The sequence below is a fragment of the Mycobacterium triplex genome, from assembly GCF_000689255.1.
GTDB classification, from domain to species: Bacteria; Actinomycetota; Actinomycetes; order Mycobacteriales; family Mycobacteriaceae; genus Mycobacterium; species Mycobacterium triplex.
The window spans coordinates 5,317,592-5,339,275 of sequence record NZ_HG964446.1 but is presented as its reverse complement, the minus strand read 5'-3'; the positions used below and the strand labels follow the sequence as shown (position 1 = coordinate 5,339,275).

The following is a 21,684-nucleotide window of genomic DNA, read 5'->3' as shown; positions in this document are numbered from 1 at the left end:
GGTTGGCTAAATCGCAACCATCCTCCTACGCACGCCTAATTGCGGCCGGCATCGTCGATAGCGGCGGGCGGGGCCCAACTGGGCGGACGTTTTTGCAGGAATGCGAGCATGCCTTCGCGCGCTTCGTCGGAGACGAACAGCCGGGCGGATTCCTCGGCGAGCCGCTCGGCGTCGCGGTCGAATCCTTCGAGCACGGCCGCCGTTGTCAGTGCCTTTGATGCCGCCAGGCCCTGGGGCGACCCACGGCCGATATCGGCGGCCAGTTTGGCCACCGCGGCGTCGACGTCGTCGGTCGCGATCGTGACCAACCCGATCTCCGCGGCCACGGCGGCATCGAACGTCTCGCCGGTGAGGTAGTAGCGGGCGGCCGCACGCGGCGACAGCTTCGGCAGCAGGGTCAGCGAGATGATCGACGGGGCGACGCCGATGCGCGCCTCGGTCAGCGCGAAGGTGCTGCGCGGCCCGGCCACCGCGATGTCGCAGGCGCCCACCAAGCCGAACCCGCCCGCGCGGACGTGACCGTTGACGGCGGCGATGACCGGAAGCGGCGAGGAGACGATGGTGCGCAGCAATGCGGTCATCTCCTTGGCCTGCGCCGCGGCCAGGTCGAACGGGTCCCCGCCACTGGCCGCTGAATTCTCCGAGAGGTCGGCGCCGGCGCAGAACGTGCCACCGGTGTGCCCGAGCACCACCACCCGCACCGCCGGATCCTGCGCCGCGTCGCGCAGGCCCTGGTGCAACTGGGTGACCAGCGTGGTCGACAGCGCGTTGCGGTTGTGCGGCGAGTTCAGCGTCAGTCGGGCCGACGGCCCCGAGACGGAGTATTCGACGAGTGCGTCCATCAGTAGCTTCGCGGCAGGCCCAGGGATGTCTGCGCGACGAAGTTGAGCACCATCTCGCGGCTGACCGGCGCGATCCGCCCCAGTCGGGCCGAGGTGAGCATCGCCGCGACGCCGTACTCCTTGGTCAGCCCGTTGCCGCCCATCGACTGCACGGCCTGATCCACCGAACGGTTAGCGGCCTCGGCCGCAGCGTATTTGGCCATATTGGCGGCCTCCGCCGCGCCCGCGTCGTCGCCGCTGTCGTAGAGCGTGGCAGCCTTCTGCATCATCAGCTTGGCGAGCTCGACCTCAATGTGGCACTGCGCCAACGGATGCGACAACCCCTGGTGCGCACCGATCGGGGTCCCCCATACCTGGCGGGTCTTGACGTAGTCGGCGGCCTTCTCCAATGCGAAGCGGCCCATGCCCACCGAGCTGGCCGCGCCCATGATCCGCTCGGGGTTCAGGCCCGCGAAAAGTTGTGCGATCGCGGCGTCTTCGGCTCCGACCAACGCATCGGCGGGCAGCCGAACGTCGTCCAGGAAAACCTGGAACTGACGCTCGGGGCTGATCAATTCCATCTCGATCGGCGTGTAGGTGAAGCCGGGGGAGTCGGTGGGCACCACGAACAGCGCGGGTCGCAGCTTGCCGGTTTTGGCCTCTTCGCTGCGAGCCACCACCAGCACGGCCTGCGCCTGATCGACACCGGAGATGAAGACCTTCTGGCCCTTGAGAATCCAGTCGCTGCCGTCGCGGCGCGCCGTCGTGATGATCTTGTGCGAGTTGGACCCGGCGTCGGGCTCGGTGATCGCGAACGCCATCGTCAACGTGCCGTCGGCGATGGACGGAATCCAGCGCTTCTTCTGCTCATCGGTGCCGAACTTGCTGATGATGGTGCCGTTGATCGCGGGCGAAACCACCATCAGCAGCAGCGCGCTGCCCGCGGCGGCCATTTCCTCCATGACCAGCGACAGCTCGTACATTCCGGCGCCACCGCCCCCGTATTCCTCCGGCAGGTTCACGCCCAGGAAGCCGAGTTTACCTGCCTCGGACCATAATTCATCGGTGTGCTGGTGTGCGCGGGCCTTTTTCAGGTAGTACTCGCTGCCGTAGTTGGACGCCCACGCGGCCACCGACTTGCGCAGCGCCCGGCGCTCCTCGCTTTCGATGAAGCTGGTATCGGTCACTGTGGATCTCCTTCTGATTCGACACGGGCCAGGACGGCACCGACTTCGACTTGTTGGCCGGGCGCGACGCTGAGTTCCGCGAGGACCCCGTCGGCCGGCGCGGTGATCGTGTGTTCCATCTTCATGGCCTCCAGCCAGATCAGCGGTTGGCCGGCCGTCACCGTGTCACCGGCCGCGGCGCCCAGCCGAATCACGTTGCCGGGCATGGGCGCGACCAGCGATCCCTTCTCGACCGACGATCCGGGCTCGGGGAATCGGGGCACCGCGTGCAAGTGAACCGGCCCACGCGCCGAGTCTACGTAGACGTCGGGGCCGTAGCGGGCGACCGCGAAGCGGCACGCCACCCCGTTGGCATCGGCCAGCACCACCTCGTCGGGCTCTGACGAGACCAGCTGCACCGGCTCATCGCCGGCCAGTACCAATCCGGTTCTGGCGAACCGGTATTCGACCCGGTGCTCGTTGTCCTGGTCGTCGCGGTACGTCTTGACCTGATAGCCCGAGGCCAGGTTGCGCCAGCCGCTGGGCAGCGAGCCGAAAACGGTGGCGGACGCGCGATTGTGCGCGGCCTCGGCAAGCGCCGCGGCGATCGCCGACAAGCGGACGACGCTCTCGTCGCCGAGCGGTGCCGACAGCCGGTCCAGGCCATGTGTGTCGAAAAACGCGGTGTCGGTCGCACCGGCGAGAAAAGCCGGATGCCGCAGCACGTTCACCAACAGCTCGCGGTTGGTGCGCAGGCCGTGCAGTCGGGTCCGGGCCAACGCGTCGGCCAATACCAGCGCGGATTGCCGGCGGGTGGGTGCGTACGAGATGACCTTGGCCAGCATCGGGTCGTAGTGGATCGAGACGACCGATCCGTCGACAATGCCGGAGTCCAACCGGATTCCGGTGCGCTGTCCCAGCGAGCTGAACTCGGTCCGGGTGCCGGGCACATCGAAGGTGTGCACCGGGCCGGCTTGCGGTTGCCAGCCGCGCGCGGGATCTTCGGCATAAAGCCGGGCTTCAATCGAATGGCCCTGGGCCGCGGGAGGTTCGACTCCGAGACGCACGCCGTCGGCCACGGCGAGCTGCAGTTCGACGAGGTCGAGCCCGGTGATCTCTTCGGTGACCGGGTGTTCGACCTGCAGCCTGGTGTTCATCTCGAGGAAATAGAACTCACCGTCTTGCGAGTTTGGGTCGGCGAGGAACTCCACGGTGCCGGCGCCGGCGTAGCCGATCGCGCTGGCGGCCAGCCGGGCGGCGTCGAACAGCTTGGCCCGCATGCCCGGAACGCGCTCCACCAACGGCGACGGAGCCTCTTCGATGATCTTCTGGTGGCGCCGCTGAATCGAGCATTCCCGCTCGCCGACCGCCCATACCGTGCCGTGGTTGTCGGCGAGCACCTGAACCTCCACATGGTGGCCGGTCGGCAGGTAGCGCTCGCAGAACACGGTCGGATCGCCGAAGGCGGACTGCGCTTCGCGCCGAGCCGCGGCGACTTCGTCTGCCAGAGCGGACAACTCGCGGACTACTCGCATGCCGCGGCCGCCGCCACCGGCGGACGCCTTGACCAGCACCGGCAGAGACGCCTGCGTGACCGAATCGGGGTCCAGTTCGTCGAGCACCGGCACCCCGGCCGAGGCCATCAGCTTCTTGGACTCGATCTTGGAGCCCATCGCCCGCACCGCGTCCACCGGTGGACCGATCCAGGTCAGGCCCGCGTCCTGGACTGCCGCCGCGAAGTCGGCGCTCTCCGAAAGGAATCCGTAGCCGGGATGGATGGCATCCGCGCCCGCGGCGCGCGCGGCGGCTAGCAAAGCCTCGGCATTGAGGTAGTCGTTGGTGTTGGGCAGGCGGACCCGCGCATCGGCCTCGGCGACATAAGGTGCCGCGGCGTCCGGGTCGGTGTGGACCGCGACGGTGCCCAGGCCGAGGCGGCGGCAGGTGGCGAAGACCCGGCGGGCGATCTCGCCGCGGTTGGCAACCAGTACTCGAGTAACCATCGGGCTCACATCCGGAAGACGCCGAAGTTCGACGTCCCCTTGATCGGTCCATTCGCGATGGCGGACAGACACATTCCCAATACCGTGCGGGTATCGCGGGGATCGATCACCCCGTCGTCGTAGAGCATCCCGGACAGGACCATCGGCAGCGACTCCGCCTCGATCTGGCCCTCGACGGCGGCGCGCATCGCGGCGTCGGCGTCCTCGTCGACCTGCTGACCGCGGGCCTCGGCGGCCGCGCGGGCCACGATCGACAGCACGCCGGCCAGCTGGACACCGCCCATCACAGCGGATTTGGCGCTGGGCCAGGCGAACAGGAATCGGGGATCGTAGGCGCGTCCGCACATCCCGTAGTGGCCCGCGCCGTACGACGCGCCGATCAGCAGCGAGATGTGCGGGACGGTCGAGTTGGATACGGCGTTGATCATCATCGACCCGTGTTTGATCATGCCGCCTTCCTCGTAGTCCTTGCCGACCATGTATCCGGTGGTGTTGTGCAAGAACAACAGTGGCGTGTCGTAGCGGTTGGCCAGCTGGATGAATTGGGTGGCCTTCTGCGACTCCTCGCTGAACAGCACACCGCGGTGGTTGGCCAGAATGCCGATCGGGTAACCGCACAGCGTCGCCCAGCCCGTCACCAGCGACGAGCCGTACATCGGCTTGAATTCGTCGAATTCGGAGCCGTCGACGATGCGCGCGATCACGTCGCGCGGGTCGAACGGGATGCGCAGGTCCGAGGGCACGATGCCGATCAGCTCCTCGGCGTCGAACAGCGGCTCGGTCACCGGCCGCGGCGCCGGTCCGAGCTTGCGCCAGTTCAGCCGGGCCACCACGCGCCGCCCGATGCGGATCGCGTCGAGCTCGTCGACGGCGAAGTAGTCGGCCAGACCCGAAGTGCGGGCGTGCATTTCGGCGCCGCCGAGTGACTCGTCGTCGGATTCCTCGCCGGTGGCCATCTTCACCAGCGGGGGACCGGCCAAAAACACCTTGGAGCGTTCCTTGATCATCACGACGTGATCGGACATGCCGGGGATGTAGGCACCGCCGGCCGTGGAGTTGCCGAAGACCAGCGCGATGGTCGGAATGCCCGCCGCCGACAGCCGGGTCAGGTCGCGGAACATCTGCCCGCCGGGGACGAAGATCTCCTTCTGGGTGGGCAGGTCCGCGCCGCCGGACTCCACCAGCGAGATCACCGGCAGCCGGTTCTGCAGCGCAATCTGGTTGGCCCGCAAGATCTTTTTCAGCGTCCACGGGTTGCTGGTGCCGCCCTTGACGGTCGGGTCGTTGGCGACGATCAGGCATTCCACACCCTCGACGGCGCCGATGCCGACCACCACGCTGGCGCCCAGGGTGAAGGAACTGCCGTAGGCGGCCAGCGGGCTCAGCTCGAGGAACGGCGAATCCGGGTCGACCAGCAGCTCGATGCGCTCGCGTGCGGTGAGCTTGCCGCGGGCGTGGTGGCGCTCGGTGTATTTCGCGCCGCCGCCGGCCAGCGCCTTGCCGTGCTCGGCGTCGATCTCGGCGAGCTTGGCGATCATGGTCTCGGCCGCGTCGACGTAGGTATCGGCCTTCGGGTCGAGGGTGGACTGCAATACCGTCACGATTGATACCCCAGGAGTTTGGCGGACAGCGCGGTCAGAATTTCGGTGGTACCTCCGCCGATACCGAGGATTCGCATGTCCCGATATTGGCGTTCGACTTCGGATTCGGCCATGTAGCCCATGCCGCCGAAAAGCTGAACGGCTTGATTGGCCACCCATTCGCCGGCCTCGACGGCGGTGTTCTTGGCGAAGCACACCTGCGGGATCAGATCCGTTTCACCGGCGAGCTGGCGTTCCACCACGTTGCGCGAGTAGACCCGGGCGACGTCGATGCGCCGGGCCATCTCGGCCAGGGTGTTCTGCACCGACTGGCGGGAGATCAGGGGGCGGCCGAACGTCTCGCGGTCACGGCACCAAGCCGCGGTGATGTCCAGGCACCGCTGCGCACTCGAATACGCCTGTGCGGCAAGGCCGATCCGCTCGGAGACGAAGGCCTGCGCGATCTGAGCGAACCCGCTGTTCTCGGCGCCGACCAGGTTGGCAACCGGGACCCTTGTGTCGACGTAGGACAGCTCGGCGGTGTCAGAGGAGCGCCAGCCCATCTTGTCCAGCTTGCGGCTCACCTCGAATCCGGGCGTGCCCTTTTCCACCACCAGCAGCGAAACCCCCGCTGCGCCAGGGCCTCCGGTGCGCACCGCGGTGACGACATAGTCGGCGCGGACCCCGGAGGTGATGTAGGTCTTGGCGCCGTTGACTACATAGTGGTCGCCGTCGCGCACGGCGCTGGTGCGCAAGTGCCCGACATCCGAACCGCCGCCGGGCTCGGTGATGGCCAGCGACCCGATCTTCTCGCCGGCCAGCGTCGGCCGGACGAACTCCTCGATCAGCCGCTGATCGCCGGAGGCGATCATGTGCGGCACCGCGATGCCACAGGTGAACAGCGACGCGAAAACGCCGCCCGGTCCACCGGCCTGGTGAAACTCCTCGCAGATGAGCACCGCGTCGGCGCCGTCTCCGCCACCGCCGCCGACCGCTTCGGGCAGTCCCGCGCCCAGCAGCCCGGCCGTCCCCGCGCGCCGATGCAACTCGCGCGGCAGATCGCCGGTGCGTTCCCACTCGTCGACGTGCGGCAGGATCTCGCGTTCGGTGAACGCGCGCACCGTCTTTCGCAGTTGCTCGCGTTCCGGGGTGGTCCAAATGCTCATAGCAGGCTGTCCGGGATGTCGACGTGGCGGCTGCGCAGCCATTCGCCCAGCCCCTTGGCCTGGGGATCGAACCGCGCCTGGTAGGCGACGCCCTGGCCGAGGATGCCCTCGATCACGAAGTTCACCGCGCGCAGGTTGGGCAACACGTGCCGGGTGACATCGCAGTCCGCGGCCTCGGGCAGTAGTTCCTTGAGCAGCTCGACGGTCAATGTGTTGGCCAGCCAGCGCCATTGGTCCTCGGTACGCACCCAGACGCCGACGTTGGCCGAGCCGCCCTTGTCGCCGCTGCGGGCGCCCGCGATGCGGCCCAGCGGTGCGCGCCGGGTCGGGCCGTCGGGCAACGGTTCCGGCAGCGCCGGTTCAGCAGCGGCCGTGAGTTCCAAAGTATCTGTGGCACATGGGATGTCGATGCGGGTGCCGTCGCTGTGCACCGCGACGTGCGGCACGGTGGCGGCATCGACGTAGCCCGCGCTGAAGACGCCGTAAACCTGACCGTCGCCGGGCGGGGCGGTGACGTGGAAGCCCGGGTAGCTGGCGAGCGCCAATTCGACCGCCGCCGAGGAGAACTGGCGTCCGACATTGGCGGGGTCGGGGTCGCGGACCACGCAGTGCAGTAGCGCGCTGGCGGCTTCCTCGGTGTCGGCGTCGGGGTGATCGGTGCGGGCCAGCGACCACTGCAGCTCCGCGGGTTTGACGGTGAGCCCGGCCTCGAGTTGGCGGCGCACCAGCTCGGCCTTGGCCTCGATGTCCAGCCCGGTCAGCACGAAGGTCATCGCGTTGCGGAAGCCGCCGATGCTGTTCAGCGAAACCTTCAGCGTGGGCGGTGGCGGTTCGCCGACCACGCCACTGATCCGCACCCGGTCGGGCCCGTCGGTGGACAGCTGGACGGAGTCCATCCGCGCCGTGACATCCGGGTTGGCGTAACGGGCGCCGGTGATCTCGTAGAGCAGCTGCGCGGTGACGGTGTCGACGCTGACCAGCCCGCCGGTGCCGGGGTGCTTGGTGATCACCGAGGATCCGTCGGCGTTGACCTCGGCCAGCGGGAAGCCCGGGTAGGACAGATCAGGAACTTCGGTGAAGAACGCGTAGTTGCCGCCGGTGGCCTGCACGCCGCATTCGATGACGTGCCCGGCGACCACCGCGCCGGCCAGCGCGTCGTAGTCGGTGCGGCCCCAGCCGAAATGCGCGGCCGCCGCCCCGACGATCACCGACGCGTCGGTGACCCGGCCGGTGACGACGACGTCGGCTCCGTCATTGAGGCAGTCGACGATGCCCCACGCCCCCAGGTAGGCGTTGGCCGTCAGCGGCGTGCCCAGCCCGAGTTCGGCCGCGCGCGGTGTCAAGTCGTCGCCTTCGACGTGGGCGACCCGGGCGGGGACGCCCAGCCGCTCGGCAAGGGCGCGGATCGCGTCGGCCAGCCCGGCGGGGTTGAGGCCGCCGGCGTTGGCGACGATGCGCACCCCGCGGTCACGGGCCTCGCCCAGACAGTCCTCGAGCTGGGTCAGGAAGGTCTTGGCGTAGCCGCGCTCGGGGTGTTTCATCCGGTCGCGGCCCAGGATCAGCATGGTGAGCTCGGCCAGATAGTCGCCGGTGAGGTAGTGGACCGGATCGCCTGAGCCGCCGGTCAGCATCTCGCGCATGGCCGCCAGCCGGTCGCCGTAGAACCCCGAGCAGTTCGCGATCCGGACAGCACCGGACCGGCCATAACCCGAGGCCATTGGCGTCCTCCATTCGGGAATTACCGGCGCTCCACCAACCAACCACCCGGTAGGTTAGCGGGTACCGCCGGTGTCACGTCAAGGATGCCCGTCTCGGCGCTGCTGTCATAGTCGCGCAGGCCGCACGGCCCATTTTGGCGACCAGCAGGTCACCGACTATTCTTGAGGGCAATCGTCGCCGTCGGCCGTCCCGGCCCATGCCGCGCGACGCACGACCCGAAGCCCCCACACAAGGAGTAAGGCCCGACCATGGCCACACCCAAGCGCAGGATGTCGCGCTCGAACACCCGTAGCCGCCGCTCGCAGTGGAAGGCCGAGAAGACCGAGCTCGTCGGTGTGACCGTGGCCGGCCAGAAGCACAAGGTGCCGCGTCGACTGCTCAAGGCGGCTCGCCTGGGGCTGATCGATCTCGACCGACGCTAGCCGGATTGTCCGACTCCTCTGCGGGCCGTGCCGGCCCGCATCGTCGTCAGACAGGGATCTCGGCAAATACGCGGCGCGCCTCTCAGCCCGCTCTCAGGCCCTAGGGCGAAACTAGTGGCCGTGCGCATTCTTGTCGTCGATGACGATCGCGCGGTCCGCGAATCGCTACGCAGGTCGCTTTCCTTCAATGGCTACTCGGTCGAGTTAGCCCATGACGGAGTCGAGGCGCTGGAGATCATCTCCAGCGACCGGCCCGACGCCGTCGTGCTCGACGTCATGATGCCGCGGCTGGACGGTCTCGAGGTCTGCCGGCAGCTGCGCAGCACCGGCGATGACCTGCCGATCCTGGTTTTGACCGCCCGCGATTCGGTGTCCGAGCGGGTCGCCGGCCTGGACGCCGGCGCCGACGACTACCTGCCCAAGCCGTTCGCCCTGGAAGAGCTGCTAGCCCGGATGCGGGCGCTGCTGCGCCGCACCAAGCCCGAGGACGCCGAGTCGGTCGCCATGACGTTCTCCGATCTGGCCCTGGACCCGGTGACCCGTGAAGTCACCCGCGGACATCGCCGGATCAGCCTGACCCGCACCGAGTTCGCGCTGCTGGAGATGCTGATCGCCAACCCGCGCCGGGTGCTCACCCGCAGCCGCATTCTCGAGGAGGTGTGGGGATTCGACTTTCCCACCTCGGGCAATGCGCTGGAGGTCTACGTCGGGTACCTGCGCCGCAAGACCGAAGCCGACGGTGAACCGCGCCTGATCCACACCGTGCGGGGTGTGGGCTATGTCCTTCGGGAGACGCCGCCCTGATGATCCGGTTCCAACGACGTCGGCGCGCACCACTGCGAGCCCCCAGTTCGTTGTCGCTGCGGTGGCGGGTGATGTTGCTGGCGATGTCGATGGTGGCGATGGTCGTCGTGTTGATGGCGTTCGCCGTGTACGCGGTGATCGCGGCCGCGCTCTACAGCGACATCGACAACCAGCTGGACAGCCGCGCGCAGCTGCTGATCGCCAGCGGTTCGCTGGCCGCCGACCCGGCGAAGGCCATTGAGGGCACGGCGTATTCGGACGTCAACGCGATGCTGGTGAACCCGGGCCACTCGATCTACACCGCCCAACAGCCGGGCCAGACCCTGCCGGTCGACGCGCCGGAGAAGGCGGTCATCCGCGGTGACCTGTTCATGTCCCGCCGCACCGCCGCCGATCAGCGCATCCTGGCGATCCACCTGCCCAACGGCAGTTCGCTGCTGATCTCCAAGAGCCTGCGGCCCACCGAGGCGGTGATGACCAAACTGCGCTGGGTGCTGCTGATCGTCGGCGGTATCGGGGTCGCCGTCGCCGCGGTGGCCGGCGGCATGGTCACCCGGGCGGGGCTGCGGCCGGTGGCCCGGCTCACCGAAGCGGCCGAACGGGTCGCGCGCACCGACGACCTGCGGCCTATCCCGGTGTTCGGTAGCGACGAATTGGCAAGGCTCACTGAGGCATTCAACTTGATGCTGCGAGCACTCGCCGAGTCCCGGGAGCGCCAGGCCCGACTGGTCACCGACGCCGGACACGAGCTGCGCACCCCGCTGACGTCGCTGCGGACCAACGTCGAACTGCTGATGGCGTCCATGGAACCGGGGGCGCCACGGCTGCCCGAGCAGGAGATGGTCGACCTGCGTACCGATGTGCTCGCGCAGATCGAGGAATTGTCCACTCTGGTAGGCGATTTGGTGGACCTCACCCGCGACGACGCCGGCCAGGTGGTGCACGAGCCGGTCGACATGTCCGAGGTCATCGACCGCAGCCTGGAGCGAGTCAGGCGGCGGCGCAACGACATTCACTTCGACGTCGACGTGATTGGATGGCAGGTCTACGGCGACAATGCCGGGCTGTCACGGGCGGCGCTGAACCTGATGGACAATGCCGCCAAGTGGAGCCCGCCGGGCGGCCGCGTCGGTGTCCGGATGCGCCAGCTCGACCCGTCGCATGCCGAGCTGATCGTTTCGGACTTGGGCCCGGGTATCCCACCGCACGAACGGCGCCTGGTGTTCGAGCGGTTCTACCGGTCGACGACGGCGCGGGCCCTGCCGGGCTCGGGTCTGGGGTTGGCCATCGTCAAGCAGGTGGTGCTCAACCACGGCGGACTGCTGCGCGTCGAAGACACCGTTTCGGGCGGCCATCCCCCGGGAACATCGATCTACGTGCTACTTCCCGGCCGGCCGCTGCCGGTGTCGACGTATCCGACGGCCGGGTCCGAGGGTGGGGCCGACGCCGACAGCGAAGCCAAGACCGACCCCGCGGTTCCGATGGAGGGCGACGCAGCGAACTCTCGGGAATCGACGAACGTTATCTCAGTGGACTCTCAGTCCGCACGCGCAAGGTAGATGCAGTTAGTGTTGGAAATCGAGCCAAGTCGAGCTCGATAGCACCCCAATTAGAGGAAGAGCGACTTAGCGACATGACGAATGACCCGAGGTATTCGCCACCGCCGCAGCAACCGGGATACCCAGGCGCGCCTAACCAGCCCTTTGAGTCAGGTGGAGCTCCCGCGTATGCCCAAGGGCATCAGCAACCGTACAACCAGCCTTACGACTGGCGGTACCAGCAAGGGCAGCAGTCACAGCCGTCGCAGACCTCGCAATACCGGCGGCCCTACGAGCCGTTCGGGGACACCGGGGCGGGTTCGATTGCCGGCGGCACCGGGCCGGGCCGGATCCCCGGCACCGGCGCGGGCCCTATCCCCGGCGGCACCGGCGTGGGGCCGATTCCCGGGAGCACCGGGGCGGGTCCGGTGCCCGGCATGCTGCCCCCGATGGGGCCACCGCGGCCCGAGAAGCGATCCCGGGGCGGCCTGCTGGTGGCCGGCGCGCTGGCGATCGCGGTGGTGTCGGCGGGTATCGGTGGCGCCGCGGCAACGGTCGTCGAACTGGGCACGCACTCGACGACCGCCAGCAGCGGCAGCGGACCGTCGGGGGCCACGCCCGGCGTGCCGGCGGCCAACATGGCGCCCGGCACCGTCGAACAGGTCGCGCAGAAGGTGGTACCCAGCGTCGTCATGCTGGAGACCGACCTCGGCCGCGCGTCCGAAGAGGGCTCCGGCGTCATCCTGTCGTCCGACGGGCTGATCTTGACCAACAACCACGTCATCGCCGCGGCCGCCGCCCCTCCCAAGGGGCCGGGCGGGCCGATACCCGGTAGCCCCACGCCCGGCAGCCCGGCGCCCGGGGGGCCGGGTGGTCCGGCACCGAAAACGACGGTGACCTTCTCCGACGGGCGCACCGCACCGTTCACGGTGGTGGGCGCCGACCCCACCAGTGACATCGCCGTCATCCGCGTCCAAGGTGTGTCGGGGCTGACGCCCATCGCGATGGGCTCGTCGTCGGATGTGCGGGTCGGCCAGCCGGTGCTGGCGATCGGTTCCCCGCTGGGCTTGTCCGGCACGGTGACCACCGGAATCATCAGCGCGTTGAACCGGCCGGTGTCGACGACCGGTGAGTCCGGCAACCAGAACACGGTGCTGGACGCCATTCAGACCGACGCCGCGATCAACCCGGGGAACTCCGGCGGGGCGCTGGTCAACCTGAACGGCCAGCTGGTCGGCATCAACTCCGCGATCGCCACCCTGGGCGGCGATTCGCCCGACGCCCAGAGCGGTTCGATCGGGCTTGGGTTCGCGATCCCGGTCGACCAGGCCAAGCGCATCGCCGACGAGCTGATCAGCACCGGTAAGGCCTCACATGCCTCGCTGGGCGTGCAGGTGACCAGTGACAAGAGCACGCCGGGGGCCAAGGTCGTCGACGTCGTGCAGGGTGGCGCGGCCTCGAACGCCGGAGTGCCCAAGAACGTGGTCGTCACCAAGGTCGACGACCGCCCGATCAGCAGCGCCGACGCCCTGGTGGCCGCGGTGCGGTCCAAGGCGCCGGGCGACAAGGTATCGCTGACGTTCCAGGATCCCGGCGGCGGCAGCCGGACCGTGCAGGTCACCCTCGGCAAGGCGGATCAGTGATGAGAGTCGACGAGCCTCTGAACGAGCCACTGTCCGAGCTCGGATATACGGTTGCACCCATGGAATCGGGTGCGGAATTGGTGGTCGGCCGGGCTCTGGTCGTGGTGGTCGATGATCGCACCGCCCACGGGGACGAAGAAGACCACAGCGGGCCGCTGGTCACCGAGCTGCTGACCGAGGCGGGATTCGTCGTCGACGGTGTGGTGGCGGTGGCGGCCGATGAGGTCGAGATCCGCAACGCGCTCAACACCGCGGTGATCGGTGGGGTCGATCTGGTGGTCTCGGTCGGCGGGACCGGAGTGACCCCGCGCGATGTCACCCCGGAGGCCACTCGCGAGATTCTGGACCGCGAAATCCTCGGCATCGCCGAGGCCGTCCGCGCGTCCGGGCTGTCCGCGGGCATCATCGACGCCGGGTTGTCCCGGGGTCTGGCCGGCGTGTCCGGAAGCACGCTGGTGGTCAACCTCGCCGGTTCCCGCTACGCCGTCCGCGACGGCATGGCGACGCTGAATCCGCTCGCCGCGCAGATCATCGGGCAGTTGTCGAGCCTCGAGATCTAAAGTCGCCCGAGCAGCCGGTCGTGTTACTGCGACTCGGCGTCCGCACGCGGCCCGAAATCGGGCGGCGGCGTGGTGCCCGGCCCACCGTGGCGGCCCGACGAGCCGTTTCCGTTGGTCTGCGCCAGCAGGTCGCGGATCTCGGTCAGCAAGACGATCTGGGCGTCGTCGGCCTGCTCGACCTCGCCGCGCTTGCGGAAAGTGTTGTAGGGCAGCACGACCAGGAAGTAGACCACCGCAGCGACGAGGACGAAGTTGATCGCGGCCGATACCAGAACGTTCAGGTCGATGGTCTGGCCGCCGCCGATGCCGATCTTCAGGATGCCGACGTCGGACTGCTGGTTGACGCCGATCCGGTTGATCAACGGCGTGATGATGCTGTCGGTGAACTTGGTGACCAGTCCGGTGAATGCCGTACCGATGACTACCGCGACGGACAGGTCGACGATATTGCCGCGCGCGAGAAACTCCTTGAACCCCTTGAGCATTCGACGTCCTTTCTGGGCTGGACACGGTTTGCTGCGGGTTCTGTGGCGAACCGCTGCCAGGTTCTCAGTGCAGGGTGAGGGTCACGGCCTGCCCCAGGACCGAACCTGCCACCGTGTTCGCCACGCGAGCCGGCAGCGCAACTAACACTACGCGGTCACCGTCTGCGGCCTGGACTTTCTGCTTGGGCGACACGAGGACGACGACGGCATCGGTGGCCACCACCTTGCTGGTCGCCTGCGCGCCCGGCTGCGCATCGGTGGGCGGTGCGGCCAACACGTCGACGACGTCGCCGGCGCGAACGAGGTCGATCAGCGCGCTGTCGGCCAGATGCAGCGGCACGATGCGCGCACCGGGCCCGGCCTTCGCGGCAATCGCGGCCTCGGCCAGCCGGCTGCCCAGCAAGCGGACATCGGTGAGCACCTCGCCGCGGCGCGTCGGACCGGCCAGCATCGAACCGACCACGGCGCCCAGATCTCCTTGTGAGCCGTCGGGAATTGTTGTTGCCGAACGCTTTTCGACTCGAACATCGTCTTGTGTCAACGCGGCTCCGGGGCTGAGGTCGCGGGTGGCGACCACCACGTCGACGCGATCACCGTCCGGATTCGAGCGCACCGCGGCGACCCCGGCCAATACTACGAGCCCGCCCGCCGCCACTCGCCGGGCCAGCACGGTCCGGGTCCAATCCGGTCGCAACGACGCCAATATCCGGTGCAGCAGCGCTGGATTCAGCGACGATTCCCCCACGCCGCAACGGTAAGCGCAGCGCGCTGCCGAAAGTTCCCGCGAGGGATGCGTTCTGTGGATAACTCGCTAGCTGGAAGCGGTCGCGGTCGACTTCTCGCTGGACGTGGACTTGTCGGAAGAGCTGGACTTCTCGCCGGAGCCGGATTTGTCGCTCGAGCTGGAGCTCTCGCTGGAGCCGTTGGTCGAAGAGCCGTTGCTCGAGCTCGACGATTTCTTGCCCGACTCGCGACTGTCGGTGCGGTAGAAGCCGCTGCCCTTGAATACGACGCCGACGGAGTTGAACAGTTTGCGCAGCCGGCCCGAGCACTTCTCGCAGGTGGTCAGGGTGTCGTCGGTGAAGGCCTGCACCACGTCAAAGCGGTTGTCGCATTCGGTGCACGCGTAGCTGTAGGTCGGCACTGAAGAAACCTCCGTTAGATAAGCTTGTTAGCACTCTACAGTGCCTGAGTGCTAAAACAGCCATGAAATCCGTCTCATTCCCGGGCCCCGTCGTCGGCGCGCAGCGCGATCACGCCGCGCCCCGGGGTGATCGCGTGGGTCATCGGCACGTCGTGCGGATCGGCCGGCAACTCGTCGACGAACTCCTCGTCGCGCACCATCGCGACCACCCGGGCCTGCGGGTTCCGGGCGTCCAGGGAGCGGTCGTAGTAGCCCAGTCCCCGGCCCAGCCGGGTGCCCCGGCGGTCGACGGCCAACGCCGGCACCACCACCATTTCGGCTTCGGCCAGCGCCGACTCCGGTAGCCACGGCTCGGGCGGTTCGAGCAGCCCCCAGCGACCGCGGACGAGTTCGCCCGGCCGGTACTCGGCCCAGCGCAGCCGCATCGGGGTGCCGTCACCGGTGGTACGCGCGACGGGCAACAGCACGCGGCGCGAGTGCTGCAGCAACATGTCGAGCATCGCGACCGAGCCCGGCTCGGTGCCCACCGGAACGTAGGCGCAGACGGTGCTGCCGCTGCTCACCGTGAGCGCGAGCTGCTCGTTGAGCATGCGCGCCTCGGCGGCCCGAACGTCGTCGGCAACTAGACTTCGGGCCGCCAGCACTTGCTCGCGCACGGCGGCCTTGGTCGGAGTCGTCATGCGTCAACGATGACAGTATGGGTATTCGGCCTGCCATGCAGCGGCGGCAACCCCTCTGAGCGCTATGGTGTGAACGATGTCACGGCCAGATGAAGTCCCGATCCCATACACGGCGATCGTCCCCGCAGCCGGTCTGGGCACCCGTTTCCTGCCGGCCACCAAGACGGTGCCCAAAGAGCTGTTGCCCGTCGTCGACACGCCGGGCATCGAGCTGGTCGCGGAGGAAGCGGCCGCGGCCGGCGCCGAGCGGCTGGTCATCATCACCTCCGAGGGCAAGGACGGCGTCGTCGCGCACTTCGTCGAGGACCTGGTGCTGGAGGGCACGCTCGAAGCGCGCGGCAAGAAGGCGATGCTGGCCAAGGTGCGTCGCGCGCCCGCGCTGATCAAGGTCGAGTCGGTGGTGCAGGCCGAGCCGCTCGGACTGGGACACGCCATCGGCTGCGTGGAGCCCACCCTGACGCCCGACGAGGACGCCGTCATGGTGCTGCTGCCCGACGACCTGGTGCTGCCGACCGGCGTGCTGGAGACGATGTCCAAGGTGCGCGCCGAGCATGGCGGCACGGTGTTGTGCGCCATCGAGGTCACGCCGGAGGAGATCAGCGCTTACGGTGTGTTCGACGTCGAGGCCGTCCCGGGTGCCGGCAGTTCCGACGTCCTCAAGGTCAAGGGCATGGTCGAAAAGCCCAAGGCCTCCGACGCCCCGTCGCTGTACGCGGCGGCCGGCCGGTACGTGCTCGACCGCGCCATCTTCGACGCCCTGCGCCGCATCGATCACGGCGCCGGCGGCGAACTACAGCTCACGGACGCGATCGCGCTGCTGATCAAAGAGGGCCACCCGGTTCATGTCGTCGTGCATCGCGGATCTCGACACGACTTGGGAAATCCCGGCGGCTACCTCAAGGCTGCGGTTGACTTTGCATTGGATCGTGACGACTACGGCCCGGAATTGCGGCGGTGGTTGGTGGCGCGATTGGGCCTGAACGAGCAGTAGCCGGCCGCCATGCCGGGCCCGGTGAACGACCGGGCGATCGGGCTTGGTCCGTTCACCGGGCCCGATACGGCGTGTTGACGGCAGAGAGGCGCGGCTGATGCGTTCGGTTGAGGAGCAGCAAGCCCGGATAACGGCGGCCGCGGTAGCACCGCGCCCGATACGTGTCGCGATCGCGGAGGCGCAGGGATTGTTGTGCGCCGAAGAAGTGGTGACCGAGCGGCCGCTGCCCGGCTTCGATCAGGCCGCGATCGACGGCTACGCCGTGCGCAGCGTCGACGTGCTGGGCGTCGGCGAAGTCGGCGGCGATCTTGCGCTCGACGAGACCGGCGAGCCGATGGCCGACGAGGACAGCGCCGGCGGGCTGGTGCTGCCGGTGATGGGGACCATTGAGGCCGGCGCCCGGACGCCGAGCCGGTTGCAGCCGCGGCAGGCCGTCCGGGTGCAGACCGGTGCGCCGTTGCCGACGCTGGCCGACGCGGTGCTGCCGTTGCGCTGGACCGACGGCGGCACGTCGAAGGTGCGGATCCTGCGCGGGGCGCCGTCGGGCGCCTACGTGCGGCGCGCCGGCGACGACGTCCAGCCCGGCGATGTGGCGGTGCGGGCCGGGACGATCATCGGTGCGGCGCAGGTGGGCCTGCTCGCCGCGGTCGGCCGGGAGCGGGTGCTGGTGCATCCGCGTCCGCGGGTGTCGGTGATGGCGGTGGGCGGCGAGCTGGTCGACATCTCGCGGACCCCGAGCAACGGGCAGGTCTACGACGTCAACTCCTATGCGTTGGCGGCGGCGGCCCGGGATGCCGGTGCGGAGGTCAACCGGGTCGGCATTGTGCCCAACAACCCGGCAGAGCTCGGCGAAATCGTCCAGGGCCAGATCAATCGCGCCGAGGTCGTGGTGATCGCCGGCGGGGTCGGGGGTGCGGCCGCCGAGGCGCTGCGGGTGGTGCTGTCCGAGCTGGGCGACATGGAGGTCGTCCGGGTCGCCATGCACCCCGGCTCGGTGCAGGGGTTCGGGCAGCTGGGGCGCGACGGTGTGCCGGTGTTCCTGTTGCCTTCCAACCCGGTCAGCGCGCTGGTGGTCTTCGAGGTGATGGTTCGGCCGCTGATCCGGCTGTCGCTGGGCAAGCGCCAGCCGATGCGCCGGATCGTGCAGGCGCGCACGCTGTCGCCGATCACGTCGGTGGCCGGCCGGAAGGGTTACCTGCGCGGCCAGCTGATGCGTGACCAGGACAGCGGTGAATATTTGGTGCAGGCGCTGGGCGGAGGCCCGGGGGCGTCGTCGCATTTGCTCGCGACGTTGGCTGAGGCAAACTGTCTAGTTGTGGTTCCCAGTGGGGCCGAACAGATCCGGACCGGTGAGATCGTCGACGTCGCGTTCCTGGCCCAGCGCGGCTGACGTAAACGGCTGCGCACGCTCGTGAACCTCTTGCGCTCCCACGCCCGTCATCCCGGTTGGCCCTCGTCGGTGGGGCCGCTGCGGGTCGCCGCCGGTGTGGTCCGGTTGCGGGCGGTGCGGATGCGCGATGGCGCCCAGTGGAGCCGGTACCGGTTGGCCGACCGGGCGCATCTGGAGCCGTGGGAGCCGACTTCCGACGGTGACTGGGCGATGCGGCACACCGTCGCGGCGTGGCCGGCGCTGTGTTCGGGCCTGCGTGCCGAGGCCCGCAACGGCCGCATGCTGCCGTACGTGATCGAGCTGGACGGGCAGTTCTGCGGACAGCTGACCATCGGCAACGTCACCCATGGCGCGTTGCGCTCGGCGTGGATCGGCTACTGGGTGCCCAGCGCGGCGACCGGCGGCGGGGTGGCTACCGGCGCGTTGGCGCTGGGGCTGGACCATTGCTTCGGGCCGGTCATGCTGCATCGGGTGGAGGCCACCGTGCGTCCGGAGAACCTGGCGAGCCGGGCCGTGTTGGCCAAGGTCGGCTTCCGCGAGGAGGGGCTGCTGCGGCGTTACCTCGAGGTCGACCGGGCGTGGCGCGACCATCTCCTAATGGCCATCACGGCCGAGGAGGTCTACGGATCGGTCGCGTCGACGCTGGTCCGCGCCGGGCACGCGCGCTGGGCGTAGGTCCTTGGCGCTTCGTTTCGGCGCTCGACGACCCGCCGCCGAGCCGCCGCCGTGCGGAAATCGCAATAAATCTGTGGCTGGCGTGACATATGTGGCGTGTGATGCTTGATTGAGGCAAATTACAGGTGTGTAATTGCGCTGGTCACAGGTCCCGGCCGCGCGGGTCAACGATCGGCCTCGTGGGGGATCCCGACCAGAAGGAGCAGGTCATCATGCCAAGCATCCCGCAGTCGTTGTTGTGGATCTCGCTCGTGGTGCTCTGGCTGTTCGTGCTGGTACCGATGCTGATCAGCAAGCGCGACGCCGTGCGACGCACCAGCGACGTGGCGCTGGCCACCCGGGTGCTCAACGGCGCCGGTTCCCGCCTGCTGCGGCGCAGCGGTCCGGCCGCGGGCCACCGCAGCGATCCGGACTGGAAACCGGAGGACTCGGCCGCCGAGGACTTCGACGACGCGGAGCACCGCGACGACCACGCCGAGGCCGACGACGAGCCCGATGCCGAGACCGAGGAGCTGCGCCCCGCCCGTCCGGTGGTGATGCGGATGGCGGCCACCGAGCCGGCCGAGCCCGACTACCTGGACGTCGACGTCGTCGAAGACTCGGACGCCCTGCCGGCCGGAGCCGGCGCCGCGGCCGTCGAAACCCCGGTGGACGAAGGGGAGCACGACGAGGATCACCTCGACGACGAGTACGAATACGTCGAGGACTCGTCCGGTTTGGAGCCCGAGGCCGAGGACGACGACCCGGGCGTGCGCGAGCGCGTGGTGCCGTCGAGCGCCCGGCGCCGGCGCCGCTTCGACACCAAGACCGCGGCCGCCGTCAGCGCCCGCAAGTACGCCTTCCGCAAAAAGGTGCTGATGGTGATGGCCGTCATCCTGGTCGGCTCGGCGACGGCCGCCTTCGAGATCAGCCGCACCGCCTGGTGGGTGTGCGGTGTGGCCACCGCGATCACCGTGCTCTACCTGGGCTATCTGCGCCGACAGACCAGGATCGAGGAGAAGATCCGTCGCCGCCGCACGCAGCGGATGGCCCGCGCGCGCATGGGCGTGGAAAACGCGCGCGACCGCGACTACGACGTGGTCCCGTCGCGGCTGCGCCGCCCCGGCGCGGTGGTGCTGGAGATCGACGACGAGGACCCGATCTTCGAGCACCTGGACTACGCGATGCCGCAACACCACTACGGCTGGCCCCGGGACCTGCCTCGCGCCGTCGGCCAGTAGCGCCTGTTGGTGCTGGCGCTGTCGCGGAACTGGTAGCCTGCTAGCGGTCAGGGGCTATGGCGCAGTTGGTAGCGCGACTCGTTCGCATCGAGTAGGTCAGGGGTTCGATTCCCCTTAGCTCCACAAAGTTCGCTCGCTCAGGTGTCGAAGGCGATGGGCATGCTCGATGGCCCGCTCAGCCCGACAAACGGCTTCCAGGGCGATGGCCCAGTCTTGCGCGGGTTCGCTATCCGGCGCGTCACCGTTCGCAGCGCCTCGGCGATTTCCCGGCGGGCGAGGTTCGCGCCGAGGCAATAATGCATGCCGGCGCCGAAGTTGAGCACCGGCGGCAGGCCCTCGCGGGTGATGTCGAATCGGTCGGGATCGTTGTAGATCGCCGGATCACGGTTGGCTGCAGCGGTATTCGCGAAAATCATCGTGCCCTCGGGAAAGACGACCCCGGCGAGTTCGACGTCCTCGGCCGCGACACGCACCAATGAGTTGGCGATCGGGGCGTGCCGCATGGTCTCGTCGACGGCGGTCATCGCCAGCTCGGGCGTGTTTCGCAGTAGCTGCCACTGGTCGGGGTGATCGCAGAGCACCTCGATGGACGCGGCCACCTGGTTGCGCGTGGTGTCCGTGCCCGCGAGCAGCAGCGCGGCGGCGAGCATACGCAGTTCTTCGTGGTTGAGCCGGTCCCCGTCGTGCTCGGCGCGGATGAGGTCGGAGAGCAGGTCGTCGGTCAGGGTGAGGCGACGGCGGGCAATCATGTCGTCGACGTAGTCGTCCAGTTCGCCCCAGGCGCGCATCACGTCGGGCACGTCGTCGGCCGTGAAGGTGAAGTTGAACGCCTTGAAGATGTCGTCTGCCCACAGCGAAAACTGTTGCCAGTCTTCGCGCGGCGCGCCGAGCAACGCGCAGATGACGGGCACGGGGTAGGGCCGCGCGATCTCGGTGACGACGTCGCAGTGACCCCGGCGGCTGAGCGGTTCGACGAGTTCGTCGATGACGTCGACGATCGTGGTGTGCAGGCGCTCGACCGCGCGCGGGGTGAATGCCTTCGACACCACGCTGCGGACCCGCTGGTGCCTGGCGCCCTCCATGCCCAGCAACGAGTTGACGACCTTGTCCCACAGCGGACCGGAGGTGATGCCTTGGACGGTGAGAATATATCCGGGCGGAATCTGGAATCGATTGTCGCGCAGAATATTTCGAGTAAGTTCGTAGGAGACGATCTCGGGTCCGTACGGTCCCAGCGCGATCGGTGCCACCCGCTGTGCGGCCTGGAATTTTCGGTACACCTGCGCGGGTATGGCAGTGGTGACGTCGTACTCGATGGTCGGCAAGCCCGCGTCGAACACGCTCGGGTTAGCGGTGTTGACGGGCGTCATCGCCCCTCCCATCCGGTTCGAGAAAGCTCTAACCGGCAGTCGACTGCCAGTCCGACCTTAGGGCTGGCGGGCGCGCCAGTCAAACACCTGCGCCTAGGATCCTTGTATGAGTAGGGCTTTCGTCGTCACGTTCGCGGTCGGCTTGCTCCTCGCGGTGTTCGGTTTGATCTGGGCGTTGCAGGGGTTCGGGGTGCTCGGGGGCAGCCCGATGAGCAACACCACAACCTGGTCCATCATTGGCCCGATCACGGCGGTGATCGGCATCGTGATCGCGGTCTTCAGTTGGCGCAAAATTAGGTCCAAATAGTCC

The 21,684-nt window shown here is 68.4% G+C and carries 21 protein-coding genes and 1 tRNA gene; 11 read left to right on the top strand and 11 right to left on the bottom strand.

What is annotated here, in order from left to right:
• Nucleotides 1-35 precede the first annotated feature (35 nt).
• From BN973_RS24645 to BN973_RS24620, 6 genes are read right to left on the bottom strand one after another with little or no spacing between them, the layout of a single operon-like run.
• Nucleotides 36-842, bottom strand: coding sequence for an enoyl-CoA hydratase family protein (locus tag BN973_RS24645; protein WP_036471333.1), 807 nt, complete (start codon nt 840-842; stop codon nt 36-38).
• On the bottom strand, nt 842-2,008 hold the full coding sequence (locus tag BN973_RS24640; protein WP_036471331.1) for an acyl-CoA dehydrogenase family protein: 1,167 nt from the start codon (nt 2,006-2,008) through the stop codon (nt 842-844). Before BN973_RS24640 ends, BN973_RS24645 begins: the two co-directional genes overlap by 1 nt.
• Nucleotides 2,005-3,987, bottom strand: a complete 1,983-nt coding sequence (locus BN973_RS24635; RefSeq protein WP_036473018.1) for an acetyl/propionyl/methylcrotonyl-CoA carboxylase subunit alpha — start codon at nt 3,985-3,987, stop codon at nt 2,005-2,007. The genes BN973_RS24640 and BN973_RS24635 overlap by 4 nt, the downstream gene beginning before the upstream one ends.
• Nucleotides 3,988-3,992: 5 nt before the next feature.
• Nucleotides 3,993-5,525, bottom strand: a complete 1,533-nt coding sequence (locus BN973_RS24630; RefSeq protein ID WP_198048996.1) for an acyl-CoA carboxylase subunit beta — start codon at nt 5,523-5,525, stop codon at nt 3,993-3,995.
• 59 nt (nt 5,526-5,584) lie between these two features.
• On the bottom strand, nt 5,585-6,733 hold the full coding sequence (locus BN973_RS24625; RefSeq protein ID WP_036471328.1) for an acyl-CoA dehydrogenase family protein: 1,149 nt from the start codon (nt 6,731-6,733) through the stop codon (nt 5,585-5,587).
• Nucleotides 6,730-8,451, bottom strand: a complete 1,722-nt coding sequence (locus BN973_RS24620; RefSeq protein ID WP_036471326.1) for an acyclic terpene utilization AtuA family protein — start codon at nt 8,449-8,451, stop codon at nt 6,730-6,732. Before BN973_RS24620 ends, BN973_RS24625 begins: the two co-directional genes overlap by 4 nt.
• Before the next feature lie 249 nt (nt 8,452-8,700).
• Here BN973_RS24620 and rpmF point away from each other — a divergent pair, with 249 nt between their 5' ends.
• The 5 genes from rpmF (at nt 8,701) to BN973_RS24595 (ending at nt 13,419) form a co-directional block, all read left to right on the top strand.
• Entirely contained in the window at nt 8,701-8,874 is a 174-nt protein-coding gene (gene rpmF, locus BN973_RS24615) for a 50S ribosomal protein L32 (protein ID WP_036471323.1), read from the top strand.
• Between the two features lie 120 nt (nt 8,875-8,994).
• On the top strand, nt 8,995-9,678 hold the full coding sequence (gene mprA, locus BN973_RS24610; RefSeq protein ID WP_036467912.1) for a two-component system response regulator MprA: 684 nt from the start codon (nt 8,995-8,997) through the stop codon (nt 9,676-9,678).
• Complete coding sequence (locus tag BN973_RS24605; protein WP_036471321.1) at nt 9,678-11,237, top strand: HAMP domain-containing sensor histidine kinase; 1,560 nt, start codon at nt 9,678-9,680, stop codon at nt 11,235-11,237. Before mprA ends, BN973_RS24605 begins: the two co-directional genes overlap by 1 nt.
• Nucleotides 11,238-11,311: 74 nt before the next feature.
• Nucleotides 11,312-12,859, top strand: a complete 1,548-nt coding sequence (locus BN973_RS24600) for a S1C family serine protease (protein ID WP_036471319.1) — start codon at nt 11,312-11,314, stop codon at nt 12,857-12,859.
• Entirely contained in the window at nt 12,859-13,419 is a 561-nt protein-coding gene (locus BN973_RS24595; RefSeq protein ID WP_036471317.1) for a MogA/MoaB family molybdenum cofactor biosynthesis protein, read from the top strand. The genes BN973_RS24600 and BN973_RS24595 overlap by 1 nt, the downstream gene beginning before the upstream one ends.
• A 23-nt stretch (nt 13,420-13,442) precedes the next feature.
• Here BN973_RS24595 and mscL read toward each other — a convergent pair whose 3' ends face one another.
• The 4 genes from mscL to BN973_RS24575 all read right to left on the bottom strand — a co-directional run bounded on the left by mscL (nt 13,443) and on the right by BN973_RS24575 (nt 15,728).
• The gene (gene mscL, locus BN973_RS24590) at nt 13,443-13,904 is read right to left on the bottom strand and encodes a large-conductance mechanosensitive channel protein MscL (RefSeq protein ID WP_036471315.1); all 462 of its coding nucleotides are present in this window, start codon (nt 13,902-13,904) and stop codon (nt 13,443-13,445) included.
• A 64-nt stretch (nt 13,905-13,968) separates the two neighbouring features.
• The gene (locus tag BN973_RS24585; RefSeq protein WP_036471313.1) at nt 13,969-14,649 is read right to left on the bottom strand and encodes an SAF domain-containing protein; all 681 of its coding nucleotides are present in this window, start codon (nt 14,647-14,649) and stop codon (nt 13,969-13,971) included.
• A gap of 66 nt (nt 14,650-14,715) precedes the next feature.
• Entirely contained in the window at nt 14,716-15,048 is a 333-nt protein-coding gene (locus BN973_RS24580) for an FmdB family zinc ribbon protein (RefSeq protein ID WP_036471311.1), read from the bottom strand.
• Between the two features lie 74 nt (nt 15,049-15,122).
• Complete coding sequence (locus BN973_RS24575; protein WP_036471309.1) at nt 15,123-15,728, bottom strand: 5-formyltetrahydrofolate cyclo-ligase; 606 nt, start codon at nt 15,726-15,728, stop codon at nt 15,123-15,125.
• A gap of 76 nt (nt 15,729-15,804) precedes the next feature.
• Between BN973_RS24575 and BN973_RS24570 the strand changes: the two genes are divergently transcribed.
• From BN973_RS24570 to BN973_RS24550, 5 genes are all read left to right on the top strand, one after another.
• Entirely contained in the window at nt 15,805-16,719 is a 915-nt protein-coding gene (locus BN973_RS24570; protein ID WP_036471307.1) for a UTP--glucose-1-phosphate uridylyltransferase, read from the top strand.
• 97 nt (nt 16,720-16,816) lie between these two features.
• The gene (glp, locus tag BN973_RS24565; RefSeq protein WP_036471306.1) at nt 16,817-18,109 is read left to right on the top strand and encodes a molybdotransferase-like divisome protein Glp; all 1,293 of its coding nucleotides are present in this window, start codon (nt 16,817-16,819) and stop codon (nt 18,107-18,109) included.
• A 21-nt stretch (nt 18,110-18,130) separates the two neighbouring features.
• A complete protein-coding gene (locus BN973_RS24560) occupies nt 18,131-18,784 on the top strand; it encodes a GNAT family N-acetyltransferase (RefSeq protein ID WP_051641475.1) in 654 nt (217 codons plus the stop codon).
• 212 nt (nt 18,785-18,996) lie between these two features.
• Nucleotides 18,997-20,004, top strand: coding sequence for a divisome protein SepX/GlpR (gene sepX / locus BN973_RS24555; protein ID WP_051641637.1), 1,008 nt, complete (start codon nt 18,997-18,999; stop codon nt 20,002-20,004).
• Nucleotides 20,005-20,054: 50 nt separating this feature from the next.
• A tRNA-Ala gene (locus BN973_RS24550) sits at nt 20,055-20,127 on the top strand.
• Nucleotides 20,128-20,141: 14 nt separating this feature from the next.
• Here the strand turns inward: BN973_RS24550 and BN973_RS24545 are convergent.
• Nucleotides 20,142-21,374 (bottom strand): cytochrome P450, encoded by a 1,233-nt coding sequence (locus BN973_RS24545; RefSeq protein WP_036473014.1) that lies wholly within the window; start codon nt 21,372-21,374, stop codon nt 20,142-20,144.
• Between the two features lie 106 nt (nt 21,375-21,480).
• Here BN973_RS24545 and BN973_RS24540 point away from each other — a divergent pair, with 106 nt between their 5' ends.
• A complete protein-coding gene (locus BN973_RS24540) occupies nt 21,481-21,681 on the top strand; it encodes a hypothetical protein (protein ID WP_036471304.1) in 201 nt (66 codons plus the stop codon).
• Nucleotides 21,682-21,684 lie beyond the last annotated feature (3 nt).

Coding starts and splice junctions, on each gene's coding strand:
- BN973_RS24630 (WP_198048996.1), bottom strand. CDS start 5,525: ATGATCGCCAAGCTCGCCGAGATCGACGCCGAGCACGGCAAGGCGCTG.
- BN973_RS24595 (WP_036471317.1), top strand. CDS start 12,859: ATGAGAGTCGACGAGCCTCTGAACGAGCCACTGTCCGAGCTCGGATAT.
- glp (WP_036471306.1), top strand. CDS start 16,817: ATGCGTTCGGTTGAGGAGCAGCAAGCCCGGATAACGGCGGCCGCGGTA.
- mscL (WP_036471315.1), bottom strand. CDS start 13,904: ATGCTCAAGGGGTTCAAGGAGTTTCTCGCGCGCGGCAATATCGTCGAC.
- BN973_RS24605 (WP_036471321.1), top strand. CDS start 9,678: ATGATCCGGTTCCAACGACGTCGGCGCGCACCACTGCGAGCCCCCAGT.
- rpmF (WP_036471323.1), top strand. CDS start 8,701: ATGGCCACACCCAAGCGCAGGATGTCGCGCTCGAACACCCGTAGCCGC.
- BN973_RS24620 (WP_036471326.1), bottom strand. CDS start 8,451: ATGGCCTCGGGTTATGGCCGGTCCGGTGCTGTCCGGATCGCGAACTGC.
- BN973_RS24645 (WP_036471333.1), bottom strand. CDS start 842: ATGGACGCACTCGTCGAATACTCCGTCTCGGGGCCGTCGGCCCGACTG.
- BN973_RS24575 (WP_036471309.1), bottom strand. CDS start 15,728: ATGACGACTCCGACCAAGGCCGCCGTGCGCGAGCAAGTGCTGGCGGCC.
- BN973_RS24600 (WP_036471319.1), top strand. CDS start 11,312: ATGACGAATGACCCGAGGTATTCGCCACCGCCGCAGCAACCGGGATAC.
- BN973_RS24635 (WP_036473018.1), bottom strand. CDS start 3,987: ATGGTTACTCGAGTACTGGTTGCCAACCGCGGCGAGATCGCCCGCCGG.
- BN973_RS24625 (WP_036471328.1), bottom strand. CDS start 6,733: ATGAGCATTTGGACCACCCCGGAACGCGAGCAACTGCGAAAGACGGTG.
- sepX (WP_051641637.1), top strand. CDS start 18,997: ATGCCAAGCATCCCGCAGTCGTTGTTGTGGATCTCGCTCGTGGTGCTC.
- BN973_RS24570 (WP_036471307.1), top strand. CDS start 15,805: ATGTCACGGCCAGATGAAGTCCCGATCCCATACACGGCGATCGTCCCC.
- BN973_RS24545 (WP_036473014.1), bottom strand. CDS start 21,374: ATGACGCCCGTCAACACCGCTAACCCGAGCGTGTTCGACGCGGGCTTG.
- BN973_RS24540 (WP_036471304.1), top strand. CDS start 21,481: ATGAGTAGGGCTTTCGTCGTCACGTTCGCGGTCGGCTTGCTCCTCGCG.